We start from the raw sequence: 13216 nt of genomic DNA, 5'->3' as shown, positions 1-13216 counted from the left end.
CGTATGGGGAGAGGTCGCCGCTTGCGCCCTCTCCCCACCCCGGCGCGTCCCCTGCGCCACGCCGTCCCTTCCGCCCCCCCGGACGGAAAAGCTCGTTGAACCCTTAGGCGATGCGCCGTCCGTGCAGCGTCGCCAGCCGCAGACGCGGCGATTCTTCATTGGCCGGGCCCAGGGTCTGGATCCGGCGCACGCCCAGCGCCGAGGCCGGGCGGCCCATCAGTCGCTGGATCATAGCGATGGGCTGGTAAAGACCGAGAAAACGATCGGTTTCTCCGTCGGCGCCGGTCATCGGCGCCAGCAGCACCTCCATGCCCACCGACGGCGCCCCGACCGCGCGGATGTCGGCTGTGATCACCAGCGGCTCGGCCCGGCGGCGCGCGACCTCCAGGGCCGACTTGACCTCCAGCCGATGCGACAGGGCCCACAGGCCCAGGGCGTCCTCGCCGCGCAGGTCGCGGGCGTGCAGGTCGCTGACGAAACCGCCGGCCAGGCGCACCGGATAGCGCCCCAGGCCGTCGCGTCCGAGGATGAAGACCTGCGGCAGCAGGTCGAGGAAATCGCCCGGATTGACGCTGGCCCGCGCGGGCAGGCCGTCGTCGCCGGCCCGGTTTCGCCAATAGTCTATCAACCGTTCCGTGCTTGGATGGAACATCGTCGTTCCCCTTGCGGGTCCGTCACGGTCGTTTTCGACCGCATCGGGCTTGCAGGGAGAGCCGGGCCAGCCCCCGGACCGTGCCGTCCTGGGACAATTTCCGGTGGAACGACAATCCTGGCGCGATTCTTGCTTGGCCTCGGCCATGCGCGACGCCGACGTGTTGTGAAGGGGAGACGCCGATGCAGGCGCCGAAAATGACCTTGTCCAAGCTGTGGATCAGCCTGGGCGCCGGACTGGCCGGCCTGGTGCTCGGCGGAGTCGCCTACGCCCAGTGCGGCAGCTGCACGCCGCCGCCGCCGCCCTGCTGCGCGCCGCCGCCGGCCCCGCCGCGGCCGCCCGCCCCGCCCAGCTGCGACACCTGCGGTGGCGGCGGCCATAACGTCTATGTGCCCGGCATCAACGTCCATGTCGGCGGCACGGTGGTGGTCAACGCCAGCGCCAACGCCTCGGCCAGCAGCAACGCCTCGTCCGGCTCCAGCGCCGGCGCGGGGGCCAGCGCCGGCACGACCGTCTATTACGGGGGCGGCACTCACGGCGGCTACTATTCCGGCCCGGTCTCGACCGGCTACATCCAGGGCCTCAACGTCGAGGGCGGCGAGGCCCGCCGCCGCGCCGCCTACCAGGCCACCCGCACCACCTTCAAGCGGGTGATCATCCGCGCCGTCTGCCTGGACGACCGCGACGTGCCCCACCCGGCCTCGCAGGTCACCCCCGACCGCGACATCGACAGCGGCTATGACGGCGAGCTCTATCGCTGCATCGCCGGCTCGCGCATGCAGTATGTGATCGGCGCCTATGAGGGCCTCAGCCAGAGCAATTTCGGCGGCGAGACCTATGTCTGCGGCAAGAACGAAGCGCTCTATTATGGCGGCGGAGCCGGCGGCGGCTCCGGCCTGGCCGGCGGCCCTGACGGCCCTGGCGGCCGCGGCGGGGCGCTCAGCTGCCGTCCGCAACGCCCGGCCCGCGACTGCAACGAGCGCTCGCTGCTGCGCCGCTACGGGGCCGGCGTGAAGGTGCTGACCATCCTGACCACCGAGAAATACACCGCCTATCGCGAGGAGATGATCCGCGAACAGTCCAGCTCGGGCCTGAGCCTCAGCCTCGACGGCGGCGTCGGCGGGGTGGTGTACTAGGCAAAAGAGACTTGGCCAGGCGCCTCCATGGCGCGCCTGGCCGGGCTCTGACTGGTTGACGATCTTCGGATGCTCCGCATCCGAGCGCGGGGTCAACTTGCCGCGCCCCCGGCCGTTGAATCCCTCGAAAGAGAGCATTTCCCCAACTTGGCGGTCCTCACTTAAAGACCGGCCGCATCGGCATGGCCCCAACCGATCAGCCGACCCTTCCAGGGTCTGTGAAGGATGGGTTCCTGACGTTGGCGCGTCTCCAGGAAGGCGACATTCGACACCTCGGCCTCAGCTGGCCCGGACGCGTCGCTGTTGGACTGAGGCGGGCCAAGAGCCTGGCGTCCTATTGAACAAGCCATGGCGAGGCGCTTGCCGAGCGCAAACCGGCGTAGGAAGATCGCTTTACGAGTGAAGCGGCTTTGCTGTCGCCAGGGGCGAGGTGTCGTTGATGTTTTCTGCGTTACGCGTGTCGGGCCTTGGCCTGGCGCTTGCCTTGCTGTCCACCCAGGCCCTGGCGGCGTCGAAATGCCAAGTCATGAAGCTGGCCGAGCTTCCCGTCACCATGGAAGGCCTGTCGCCGGTCACGACGGGCCAGATCAATGGGCGCGAAGCTCGCTTCATCGTCGACAGCGGCGCGTTCTACAGCACCATGTCGGCCGGCGCCGCCCAGGAGCTCGGCCTCTCGATCGGCAGCTTGGGAGGGAACGCGCGCCTGAAGGGCGTGGGCGGCGAAACCTCGCTAGGAGTGGCGACGGCCAAGGAGTTCGTCATCGCCGGACAGAAGCTCTCGCGAATCGAGTTCGCGGTCGGCGGCAGCTCCACGCGCTATGCCGGCTTCCTGGGCCAGAACATCCTGGGCTTGTCGGGCGCGGAATACGACCTGGCCCACGGGGCCGTCCGGATCATGAAGACCAAGGATTGCGGCGACGTCGGTCTAGCCTACTGGGCCGGGGACAAGCCTTACACCCTCATGCGCATCGCCCCGATGGAGAACCGCGACCGGCACACAATGGGTACGGTCGAGGTCAACGGCGTCAAGCTGAAGGCGATATTCGACACCGGCGCCTCGAATTCGGTCCTTTCGCTGGACGCGGCCAAACGCCTGGGCGTCAACCCGGACAAGGACGGCCTGCCCTTGGAAGGCTTCAGCTGGGGCGTTGGCCAGAAGCGCGTGCGGACCTGGAAGGCGCGTTTCGACAAGATCGATATCGGCGGAGAGGTGATCAGGAAGCCCTGGCTGCAGATTTTCGACGGGGCGCTGGGTGACGCCGACATGCTGATCGGCGTCGACTTCTTCCTGAGCCACCGGGTCTTCGTCGACAACCAGAACCACCGGATGTTCTTCACCTACGAAGGCGGGTCCCTGTTCGGGATCAGCCCCAAGGGCGCGGTTGATCAGGCTGGCAAGGCGGTGGACCTGACCGACAGGACGGCCGAGCCGACCGATGCGCCAGGCTATGCCCGGCGGGCCGCGGTGCTGGCTTCGAACGGCAAGTTCGACGCCGCCATCGCCGATTTCAACAAGGCCGTCGCCCTGGCGCCGAACGATGCGGACTACTTGCTGCAGCGCGCCCGGGCGCGCCTGTCCAACCGTCAAGTGTTGCTCGGCGCGGCCGACCTGGACAAGTCCATCGCGCTGGATCCGAAGGACGCAGAGGCGCGTCTGACCCGCGCCCAGTTGCGCCGCGGCTCGCGCGATCCGGTCGGGGCGCTGGACGATCTCAAGGCGGCGGACGAGAACCTAGCGCCGTCCGCCCAGCCCCGGCTGCACCTGGCCCGTCTGTATTCGGCTCTCGACGCGCCCGAGCAGGCCCTGACCAATTACGATCTATGGCTGAAAAGTCATTCGGAAGACGTGGGGCGCGCCGAGGCGCTGAACGGCCGCTGTTGGGCGCGGGCGCTGCTGAACCGGGAGCTGGACAAGGCGATGAGCGACTGCGAGGCGGCGCTACGCCTGCGTCCTGGCGATCCGGCCTTCCTGGACAGCCGCGCCCTGGTCCGTTTCCGCCGTGGCGAATTGGAGAAGGCGTTAGTCGACTACGACGCCGCCGTGAAGGGATCGCCCCGTGAAGCCTGGTCGCTCTACGCCCGCGGCCTCGTCGAGCACCGCCTGGGCAAGGTCGCGGAGGCCGATGCGGACAAGGCCAAGGCCCTGGCGATCAATCCCGACGTCGCCGCGCGGATCAAACGCTACCAGCTGGAAGGCTAAGGGCTGGCCTCAGGACAAGAGACCGGCCAACAGCACGGCCAGCGCAATGCTCGCGACCGACAGCCTCTAGGTGCTGTTCAATGACGAACCGTCGGACGGCCGTAGCTGGGACTTCAAACACAAGCAGACCCCAGCAACTTCAGACCAGGGTCGAAACGCCCGCCCCCGCTACCGACCCGTTGAACGTCCGCTGTCGGGCCTGGCGCCGATGGCGATGATCGGCCCGTTGCGGACATCCTTCAGCGCGGTACACCTTGTCTCAAATTCTCGGAGGTGCCGGGTTCGCGACTTGTCGGCAAGGCGGCGGTCGAGGAGAGCCTCAGGACCACCTTGTCGCAGAACAACGTGAGGTTCCGGTCCAACGAGTTGGAGAGCTTGCTGGTCCGCGGCGACGTCGCCGTGGAGGTGGCCCGCTTCGTCATCGAAGGAACGCCGAAGACAGGCGGGCGGCCATGGAGCTTTGGCGGGCGAACCCAGGTGGTCTACCTGCGCGACGCCGCCAGTCCATGCGGCTGGTCAACGATCCGCGAACTTGTTCAACCTGCGCAGTAGGCGCGGGATGTCGGCCCGCGACCCTGGGGGACCTTGCGAACTCAGCTAAGCTGCTCGCTAGCCGGGCCGCCCCTAGATCACGTAGTCGTAGACCACGTCGGCCAGGGTGTGATCCATGGTCCGGGCCGGCTCGTCGCAGGTCGGGCAGTTGACGATGCGGGCCGGGACGCCGGCGGCGGTGCAGTGGGGCGGCACCGGCTTGAGCACCACCGAGCCGGAGGCCACCTTGGCGTAGTCGCCGATGGTGATGTTGCCCAGCACCTTGGCCCCGGCCCCCAGCAGCACGCCCTTGCCGATCTTGGGGTGGCGGTCGCCGCGGTCGGCGCCGGTGCCGCCCAGGGTGACGCCGTGCAGCATCGAGACGTCGTCGCCGACCACCGCGGTCTCGCCGATGACGATGCCGGTGCCGTGGTCGATGAACACGCCCTGGCCGATGCGCGCGGCCGGATTGATGTCGACCTGGAACACCTCGCTGGCCCGGCTCTGCAGGTAGAAGGCCAGGGTCTCGCGGCCCTGGGCCCACAGCCAGTGCGACACCCGGTGGGTCTGCAGGGCCAGGAAGCCCTTGAAGAACAGGAACGGCTGGACATAGCCCTTGCAGGCCGGGTCGCGCTCGAACACCGCCACCAGGTCGGCCTCGGCGGCGGCCACCAGGGCCGGGTCGCTCTGGAAGGCGTCGGCGGCGAACTCACGGGCGGTCATGGCCCGCATCTCCTGGTCGCCGAGCTTGCGGGCCAGCTGGAAGGTCAGGGCGTCGGCCAGGTTGTCGTGGCTGAGGATCACGGCGTTGAGCAGCGAGGCCAGGGCCGGCTCGGCCTTGGCGGCGTGTTCGGCCTGGTTGCGCAGCGCCGCCCAGACGGGGGGCGTGGCGTCGTGCGTGACGACCTCGAGATGCTTGGCCACCGGGATCTCCCTCTCGCCTTGCGGCCCTTAGAGCATCCTTTTAGGAAATGCTCCAGTCCCGCGCCTTGAGCGACAACGCGCGAAACCGTTCGCCGCCGCCGCCCTAACCTAGCACAAGCCTGGCCAGATCGGCCGGCAGCTCGCCCTTGAACGCCATATGGTGCACCCGCAGCAGTAAAGCCACCGTCAAGGAGTCCGGCATGTGGCCGGCCACCGCCGCGTCGAGGGCCTCGCCGAAGGGCACGCGGGCGATCGCCAGGTCCTCGGTCTCGTCCGGCGCGGTCGGCGTCGGGGTCAGGCCCATGGCCAGGAAGCCGTGGCCGATCTCGTCGGTGATCGAGTTGGACAGCTCCATTGTCAGGATCAGACGCCAGTCGGACGCCTCCAGCCCCACCTCCTCGGCCAGTTCGCGCTTGGCCCCGTCCAGCGGGTCCTCGTCGAGCGGCGCGCCGCCCTCGGGCAGCTCCCAGCTGTAGTTGGCGTGGGCGAAGCGGTTCTGGCCGACCAGGGTGACCGTGCCGTCGGCGTGCAGGGGCACGACGCCGATCGCCCGGTTCTTGAACGATACCTTGCCGTACAGCGCCGGCCGGCCGGTGGGCGCGATGGCCTGGTATTCGGTCAGGCTGATCCACGGATTGTCGTAGACCGGCGTCTGGCTGCTGACGCCCCAGGGCGCGCCATGCGGCTTCAGCCAGGCGGGCCGAGAAAGTGGGTCTCTGTCGGACATGCGAACGGCTCGCGCTTGTGGCGGCCGGGACGCGGCCATAGGTGTGCGGCTTACAATGCTTCGTGGAGGTCGTCTTGACCGGTTCCGTTCCCGCCGCCCCGCAATTTGGCGAAAGCCTGCCGATCGAGCCGTCCGACGCGGTGGTGGACTTCCTGGCCCGGCGTCGCTCGGCCTCGGCCATGACCCTGGCGGCGCCCGGGCCGGACGAGGCCCAGCTGGCCGAGCTGCTGCGCCTGGCCGCCCGCGTGCCCGACCACGGCAAGCTGTCGCCCTGGCGGTTCGTGATCCTGCGCGGCCTGGCCAAGGACGCCTTCGCCGCCCGCATCGCCGCCCTGGCCGACAGCCAGGCCAACCCGGCCAAGGCCAACGCCGCCCTGCGCAAGCTGACCCGGCCGCCGGTCGCAGTGGCGGTGATCTCGCGATACGTCCCGGGCGAGATCCCCGAATGGGAGCAGCGGCTCAGCGCCGCCGCGGTCTGCCAGCAGATGCTGCTGGCCGCCGCCGCACTGGGCTGGGGCGCCAACTGGATCACCGACTGGTACAGCTACGACCCGCGCGGCCAGGCGATCCTCGGCCTGGCCGACGGCGAGCAGGTGGCGGGCTTCGTCTATCTGGGCACGGCCACCGAAGCCCCGCAGGAGCGGGCCCGGCCGGACGTGGCGGCGATCACCAGCGAATGGGCGCCGGAATAGCTCAGCCCCGTCCGCGATAGGGCGCGACGCCCTGGTCGGGCACCCACAGGCCTTCCGGGACCGGACCGGTCTGCCAGAACACGTCGATCGGGATGCCGCCGCGCGGGTACCAGTAGCCGCCGATGCGCAGCCAGCGCGGCTGGGCGACCTCGACGATCCGGCGGCCGATCTTGACCGTGCAGTCCTCGTGGAAAGAGCCGTGGTCGCGGAAGCTGGTCAGGTAGAGCTTCAGCGACTTGCTCTCGATCAGCCAGTCGCCGGGCGCATAGTCGATGACCAGGTGGGCGAAGTCGGGCTGGCCGGTCACCGGGCACAGCGAGGTGAACTCCGGCGCCACGAAGCGCGCCAGATAGGTGACGTCGCTCTGCGGATTGGGCACGCGCTCGAGGACGGCCTCTTCGGGGCTGGCGGCGGGCCGGACCGTCTGGCCAAGCTGGGTGACGTGAAGTTCGCTCATGGGCCGGCATTTAGGCCCGGGCCGGCGGCGAGACAAGCGGGCGCGGCGTCGCTATCAATCCTTCCGATAGCCCTTGGAGCAGGACACGCATCATGAGCGGACGGGATTTCGACGGCTTCACGGTGGTGGTCACCGGCGCCTCCACGGGCCTGGGCCGAGCCCTGGCGGTCGAGACCGCCCGGCGCGGCGCGGCCCTGGTGGTCGTCAACTTCGCCCGCAGCGCCGAAGAGGCCGAGGAGACGGCGCGGTTGGTGGCGGCCGAGGGCGCGAGCGCGGCGCTGGTCCAGGGCGACGTCGCCCAGGACGCCGACTGCCGGCGGATCGTCGCGGCCGCCGCCGCCTCGGGGCGGATCGACGCCCTGTTCAACAACGCCGGCGTCACCAAGTTCGCGCCCGACCATGCCGATCTCGACGCGGTCGACGCCGAGGACTTCCTGCGGCTCTACGCGGTCAATGTGGTCGGGGCCTTCCAGATGGTGCGGGCCGCGCGCAGCCTGCTGGAGGCCGCGCCCCAGCCCGGGGCCGTGGTCAACACCGGCTCGATCGCCGGCGTGGTCGGCAATGGCTCGTCCGTGCCCTATGCGGCGTCGAAGGGCGCCCTGACCACCATGACCCTGTCGCTAGCACGGGCCCTGGCGCCGCGCATCCGCGTCAACGCCGTCTGCCCGGGGTTCATCGACACCCCGTGGTTCGGCAAGGTCATGGACGACGAGCGCGTCGACCGGCTGCGCGCCAGGTCGGCGGCCGCCGCGCCGCTCAAAGTGGCCTCGACCGCCGAGGACGTCGCCGGCGCGGCGGTGTTCCTGGCCTCGCCCGCCGCCCGCCACGTCACCGGCGAAACCCTGCTGGTCGACGCCGGCCTGCACCTGGGCTCGGCGAGTCTGGCGATGCGCTAAAGCCGCAGGTAAAGCGTAAAGAACCGAATATCGGCACTGTGGCGCCCAGCGCCAGTTCTGAAGCAAAATCGTCACACTGCGCCCAAACTTTGCACCGGCGCAGGCGTTTGTGCTGGCGGTTTAACCAACAAGATTGCAACAAGGGACGCGTCAACAACTACTCATCGGTGCCCAAACGCGCTTGCAGGCGTCGCTGGAGGTCGAAGGTTCGAAAAGCCTTCTGACGGCAAAACACATCAAGGGGATAGAACACATGAAATTTCTGAAACTGGCGCTCGTCGCCGCCGCCGCTACGGTCGCCATGGGCGGCGCCGCGATGGCTGAAGAGCTGAAGCTCTCCTACAACGTTGGCGTCGCCAGCGACTACATCTTCCGCGGCGTCAGCCAGACCCAAAACGATCCGCAGGTCTTCGGCGGCGTCGATGCGACCTACGGCATCGGCTATGCGGGCGTCTGGGCCTCGAACGTCGATTTCGGCGCCGATGACCCCTCGGCCGAGATCGACCTCTATACCGGTGTGAAGCCGACCGTGGGCGACACCAATCTGGATCTGGGCGTCATCTACTACAGCTATGTCAAGGACAAGGGCCTGACCCCCGGCGCCTACAGCTATTTCGAAGTGAAGGCCGCGGCTTCGCGCTCGCTCGGCCCGGCAACCGTGGGCCTGGCGGCCTACTACTCGCCGGAATTCCCGGGCAAGACCGGCGAAGCCATCTATTATGAAGTCAACGGCTCGATCCCGGCCGGCGAAAAGCTGAGCTTCAGCGGCGCCCTGGGCCACCAGGAAATTGATTCGGCTGGCGACTACGCCACCTGGAACATTGGCGGCACCTACGCCGTGACCCCGAACCTGGCCCTGGACGCCCGGTACTCGGACACCGACGAACACGGCTACGCCAAGATCTACGGTTCGCGCTTCACCGTCTCTCTGAAAGCGTCTTTCTAAGACGGCGATATAGCGATCAAGAAGAAAGCCGCCTCGCTCTGCGAGGCGGCTTTTTTTGGGATCAATGGCTACGCCCTGGCCAGCGGCGGCCGCATGAACAGCGCCGCGACGAACACCATCGCGGTGATCGCGGCGAACAGCTGGAAGGTCGGGGCGAAGGTCCCCAGCCGGTCGCGCATGGCGCCGCCGATGAACGGTCCCGCCGCCGACACCGCCCCGACCAGGCAGGTCAGGGAGAACAGCTCGACATTATTGCGGCGGCCGAAATAGTTGAGCAGCAGCAGGCTGACCGCCAGCACCGTCAGGCCAAAGCCGACCCCCACCCCCACCGCGTACAGCGCCAGCAGCAGCGGCGTGTCGGCCCGGGCCAGGGCCAGCAGGCCGATCACCAGCAGGCCCTGGGCGAAGACCAGCAGCCAGCGCGGATCGATCCGGTCGCCGATCGCCCCGCCGCCCAGCCGCGCGACCACCTGCATCAGGCCCTCCAGGCTCAGCATGCCGGCCGCCACCGCCCCGGCCACGCCCAGCTGGGTCAGGTGGGCCTGGGCCAGGCTGGCGGCGCTGATCCCGGCCAGCAGGTGGCTGAAATAGGCGGCCAGCAGCACCAGGAACTGCGGCGTGCGGACGGCGTCGCCGACGCTCCATTCGTGGTCGGTATGATAGACCCGCGGGGGCGTGGCCGTGGAGGCGTTGGCCGCTTTGGCCTCGGCGTCGAGCACCGCGTCCAGCGCCGTTCCCGCCTGCTCCAGCCAGCGCCGACCGCCGACCGCGACGGCGCAGACCAGCCCGACCAGGCCCACGACCGCCGCCTGCAGGGCCCAATAGAGCCGCCAGTCGTTGTGGGTCGCGCCGAGCACCGCCACCACCATCCACGGCCCAGCCACGCCGCCCAGGGCCCCGAAGGTGAAATAGATTCCGAACGGCAGGGCCCGCTGCTTGAACAGCGCCGACAGCACGTGGGTGCCGGGGATCAGGGCGGCCATCTGGAAGCCGACGCCGCACAGGGCCGCGCCGAGGAAATAGATCGGCAGGGCGTGGACCCGCGACAGGCAGGCCAGGCCGCCGGCCATCACCGCCACCCCGGCCAGGACCGCCCCGCGCACCCCGAACCTGCGGATCAGCAGGGCCGGCAGCCAGGAGGACAGGCCGGTGAACACCCCCAGGATCGAGAAGCCGAGGAAGGCGTGCTCCCAGCTCCAGCCCAGCTCCGGAACCATGGCCGGGATCACCACGCCCAGCGACGAATAGGTCGCCGCGGTGATCAGGAACAGGAGCAGGCTGAAGATCGCGACCAGCAGCCAGGGACGCCAGTGAAGCGAACTTACGTCCGTGCTGAGAGTCATGGCTAGAACGTCCGCTTCAGGGTCACGCGCCACTCCCGGCCCTTGCCCGGCAAGGCGCCGAGGTTGGCGTAGGTGTCGGCGTCGGGGGTGAAATAGAGCTTGTTGAACAGGTTATCGATGTTGAGCTCGGCGGTGTAGGGGCCGCGCGCGTAATAGGCCGAGGCGTTGACCACTGCGTAGGCCGGATAGGCCACCGCGTTCTGCACCGTGCCCGAGGTCTTGGTCACATGGGTGACGCCCAGTGTCGCCCCGGCCGAGCCCCAGGCGTGCGTGTCGCTGGTATAGGCGCCGTACAGGCTGACCACCGACTTGGGGATCAGGGTGTAGTCGTAGTCGCCGCCGCGGCCGGGCAGGCTGTCGAAGGTCCAGACCACGTAGGAGCCGCCATAGGCCTGGGCCCCGGCGACGCCGGCCGTATAGGCCGGGACGTACTGGAACGAGGCGTCCGGCCCCTTGACCGTGGTGTGCTGGGCGTCGCCCGTCGCCGTGAAGCTGAGATGGCGCGAGGCCAGCCAGCGGACCTCCAGCTCGACGCCCTTGGCCCGCGTGCCCTGCACCACCGAGGTCAGGCCCGATAGCTGGGTGCGGTTCTGGCGGTAGCCGGCCAGGGAGCCGACCAGGGTTCCGCGCAGCAGCTGGAATTTCACCCCGGCCTCGGCCAGGTCGCTGTCCGACAGCCAGGAGCCGTCGGCGATCAGGCCCGGGGCCAGCTCGCCGGCCTGGCTGACCTCCAGGGCCGAGGCCTTGGCGTAGCTGATATAGGGCATCAGCCCCGCCCGGGCCTGGTAGGCCAGGCTGGCCGAATATGTCCCCTTGCCGCGCTTGTCGGTCTGGCGGCCGCTGACGGTGAACGGCAGGAAGCCGGTGTCCTCGGCCGCGACGTCGTACCAGTCGTAGCGGCCGCCCAGGGTCAGGGTCAGGCGCTGGCCCAGCTTGACGTCGCTGGTGACGAACAAGCCGGTCTGGCTCCAGGTTCCCCGGTTGTCGTTCTCCCATTGCAGGCCCTGGACGCCGGCCGGCTCGGGGCTGAACGGGCTGTCGATGATGTCGGTCGCCGTGGCCCCGAAGGCGATGTCGCGGCGGTCCAGGGCGATCATGCCGCTGTTGAAGCTCTCGCGCCGGCGGCCTTCGAACCGGCGGTAGCTGGCGCCGACGATCGACTGGGCGCCGATCACGCCGAAGTCGCGGCTGAAGGCGTAGGAGGCCCGCGCCTCCCAGACCGAACTGTCGAACCAGGCGGGATAGCCGTAGGCGACGAAGCGCTTGTTCTCCTGGTCGTCGTAGAACAGCTGCAGCTTCAAGGTGCTGTCGTCGTCGAACCGCCGGGCCAGGTCGAAATAGAGCGTGTTGGTGCGGGTCTTGGAGAAGTCGGCGGTGCTGATGTGGACGGTGCGCGGGCTGAGCCTGGTCGTTCCCACGCCGGCGTCCAGCGTGTGGTTGGCGTCGGTGGCGGGGAAGCCGAAGTAGGGAATGTAGAGGGCGCTGCCGAACGGGTAGAAGCCCACCTCGCCCGGGGTCAGCCGGCCATTGCCGTCGGCGTCGACCAGGGTGGTGTCGCGGCCGGTGACATAGGTCCGGTGGTCGATCAGGTCCTGGGTCAGGCGGTTCCAGCCCGGGGTCTGCACCTCGCCGTCGGAGTGATAGACCATGCCGCCGAACGCCGTGCTCCAGCCGCCGCCCAGGTCGAAGTCGGCCGAGACCTCGGCCAGCTGCCGCCTGGGGTGCAGGCCGCGATAGAAGCTCTTGGAGTCGTCCAGCTCGCCATAGGCGTAGACGCCGCCGTCGGCCTGGCCCAGCCTGACCGGCAGGGCGACCTCGCCGGTCAGGTTCTTCTTGTCGTAGGACCCCAGCGTGGCGGTCAGCGCGCCCTTTGGCGCGGTCAGGAACCGCCCCTCGTCGCGCGCCGACTTGGGGATGAAGTTGAGCATGCCGCCGACCTTGCCGGCCCCGTAGAGCGGGGTCGGCGGGCCGCGGACGATCTCGATCTGGGCCGCGCCGCCGATCGGGGTGGCGTAGGTGCCGCGGTTCTCGACCCGCTTGAAGCCGCGGAAATAGTTCTCGGCCAGGGTGCCGCGGATGTTGAGCGCGCCCGGCACGCCGTAGAAGCTGGCCGTATAGGTCCCCGGCGAGACGGCGGTCAGGCCGTCGAGGGTCTCGACGCCGAACCGCTGCAGGGTGGTGTCGCTGACGAAGCTGGCCGAGCGCGGGGTCTCCAGCAGCGGCTTTTCCAGGCCGAACACCGTGGTGCTGGGCTGTTTCTCCAGCAGCCCGGCGCGGTCGCGCGCCAGGACCAGGACCGGATCGACCGTCGTGGTCTCCGGCGCGGCGTCCTCGGCCAAGGCCGAGGCGGACAGCAGCAGCCCCGAGGTCAGGGCGGTGGCGAAAAGACGGGCGCGGCGCGACATTCGAAAGGCTCCAGGTCCGCGTGGAGGGCGGTGAAGCTAGCCAATGCGCGATCAGCCAATCTTCGTCAAAACGTTATGTAACATTTCAGAAAGAATTATATTGCGCCCCTTGTCAGAGAATATGAAACGCCCGGCCAGGGCCTTTCGGCGTGACGGTCCCTGTCGGGCGGCCGATTTCCGTTATGCAGCGGGCGGAATCATTCCTGGCCGGGCGCCGATCCGTGGCCTGAGCGAACGTGCCTTCGGCCGGCCTCGCGGAGAGCGCAGGCGGGTCAGAGCCCAGCGGCAAAACGCATGGGCGATGCGC

Annotated in this window: 11 protein-coding genes and 1 pseudogene; 6 read left to right on the top strand and 6 right to left on the bottom strand. The window is 68.9% G+C overall.

What is annotated here, in order from left to right; all coding sequences use genetic code 11:
• Positions 1-103: 103 nt before the first annotated feature.
• Positions 104-652 carry a PAS domain-containing protein gene (locus ACIPQB_RS10320; RefSeq protein WP_446485135.1) on the bottom strand — a complete coding sequence of 183 codons (549 nt, stop codon included), beginning with the start codon at positions 650-652 and terminating at the stop codon, positions 104-106.
• 182 nt (positions 653-834) lie between these two features.
• Between ACIPQB_RS10320 and ACIPQB_RS10315 the strand changes: the two genes are divergently transcribed.
• From ACIPQB_RS10315 to ACIPQB_RS10305, 3 genes are all read left to right on the top strand, one after another.
• Positions 835-1788: a hypothetical protein gene (locus ACIPQB_RS10315; RefSeq protein WP_446485134.1), complete on the top strand. Its 954-nt coding sequence runs from the start codon at positions 835-837 to the stop codon at positions 1786-1788.
• A 439-nt stretch (positions 1789-2227) separates the two neighbouring features.
• Positions 2228-3988, top strand: coding sequence for an aspartyl protease family protein (locus tag ACIPQB_RS10310; RefSeq protein WP_446485133.1), 1761 nt, complete (start codon positions 2228-2230; stop codon positions 3986-3988).
• Positions 3989-4318: 330 nt separating this feature from the next.
• Positions 4319-4540, top strand: a complete 222-nt coding sequence (locus ACIPQB_RS10305) for a hypothetical protein (protein WP_446485132.1) — start codon at positions 4319-4321, stop codon at positions 4538-4540.
• Positions 4541-4612: 72 nt separating this feature from the next.
• On the opposite strand, the gene cysE is transcribed toward ACIPQB_RS10305, so the two are convergent.
• The gene (gene cysE / locus ACIPQB_RS10300; protein ID WP_446485131.1) at positions 4613-5443 is read right to left on the bottom strand and encodes a serine O-acetyltransferase; all 831 of its coding nucleotides are present in this window, start codon (positions 5441-5443) and stop codon (positions 4613-4615) included.
• Positions 5444-5546: 103 nt separating this feature from the next.
• A pseudogene (locus tag ACIPQB_RS10295) lies at positions 5547-6294 on the bottom strand (NUDIX domain-containing protein).
• Between ACIPQB_RS10295 and ACIPQB_RS10290 the strand changes: the two are divergent.
• Complete coding sequence (locus ACIPQB_RS10290) at positions 6245-6862, top strand: nitroreductase family protein (RefSeq protein ID WP_446485130.1); 618 nt, start codon at positions 6245-6247, stop codon at positions 6860-6862. The pseudogene ACIPQB_RS10295 and the gene ACIPQB_RS10290 sit on opposite strands and share 50 nt — an antisense overlap.
• A 1-nt stretch (position 6863) precedes the next feature.
• Here the strand turns inward: ACIPQB_RS10290 and queF are convergent, their stop codons facing one another.
• A complete protein-coding gene (queF, locus tag ACIPQB_RS10285) occupies positions 6864-7319 on the bottom strand; it encodes a preQ(1) synthase (RefSeq protein WP_446485129.1) in 456 nt (151 codons plus the stop codon).
• A gap of 92 nt (positions 7320-7411) precedes the next feature.
• On the opposite strand from queF, the gene ACIPQB_RS10280 reads away from it, so the two are divergent.
• Both ACIPQB_RS10280 and ACIPQB_RS10275 read left to right on the top strand, forming a co-directional pair.
• Positions 7412-8215, top strand: a complete 804-nt coding sequence (locus ACIPQB_RS10280; RefSeq protein WP_446485128.1) for an SDR family NAD(P)-dependent oxidoreductase — start codon at positions 7412-7414, stop codon at positions 8213-8215.
• A gap of 253 nt (positions 8216-8468) precedes the next feature.
• On the top strand, positions 8469-9161 hold the full coding sequence (locus tag ACIPQB_RS10275; protein WP_446485127.1) for a TorF family putative porin: 693 nt from the start codon (positions 8469-8471) through the stop codon (positions 9159-9161).
• 68 nt (positions 9162-9229) lie between these two features.
• On the opposite strand, the gene ACIPQB_RS10270 is transcribed toward ACIPQB_RS10275, so the two are convergent.
• Positions 9230-10504, bottom strand: coding sequence for an MFS transporter (locus ACIPQB_RS10270; RefSeq protein ID WP_446485126.1), 1275 nt, complete (start codon positions 10502-10504; stop codon positions 9230-9232).
• Between the two features lie 2 nt (positions 10505-10506).
• On the bottom strand, positions 10507-12909 hold the full coding sequence (locus ACIPQB_RS10265; protein ID WP_446485125.1) for a TonB-dependent siderophore receptor: 2403 nt from the start codon (positions 12907-12909) through the stop codon (positions 10507-10509).
• Positions 12910-13216: the final 307 nt, after the last annotated feature.

Source organism: Caulobacter sp. LARHSG274, assembly GCF_052871235.1.
Note: the sequence above shows the minus strand (reverse complement) of the source record. Positions and strands in the feature narration are given on the sequence as shown.

Bases quoted from the DNA above. Each gene is read 5' to 3' on its own strand.
- ACIPQB_RS10320 (WP_446485135.1), bottom strand. From the start codon at position 652: ATGTTCCATCCAAGCACGGAACGGTTGATAGACTATTGGCGAAACCGG.
- ACIPQB_RS10315 (WP_446485134.1), top strand. From the start codon at position 835: ATGCAGGCGCCGAAAATGACCTTGTCCAAGCTGTGGATCAGCCTGGGC.
- ACIPQB_RS10310 (WP_446485133.1), top strand. From the start codon at position 2,228: ATGTTTTCTGCGTTACGCGTGTCGGGCCTTGGCCTGGCGCTTGCCTTG.
- queF (WP_446485129.1), bottom strand. From the start codon at position 7,319: ATGAGCGAACTTCACGTCACCCAGCTTGGCCAGACGGTCCGGCCCGCC.
- ACIPQB_RS10280 (WP_446485128.1), top strand. From the start codon at position 7,412: ATGAGCGGACGGGATTTCGACGGCTTCACGGTGGTGGTCACCGGCGCC.
- ACIPQB_RS10275 (WP_446485127.1), top strand. From the start codon at position 8,469: ATGAAATTTCTGAAACTGGCGCTCGTCGCCGCCGCCGCTACGGTCGCC.
- ACIPQB_RS10270 (WP_446485126.1), bottom strand. From the start codon at position 10,504: ATGACTCTCAGCACGGACGTAAGTTCGCTTCACTGGCGTCCCTGGCTG.
- ACIPQB_RS10265 (WP_446485125.1), bottom strand. From the start codon at position 12,909: ATGTCGCGCCGCGCCCGTCTTTTCGCCACCGCCCTGACCTCGGGGCTG.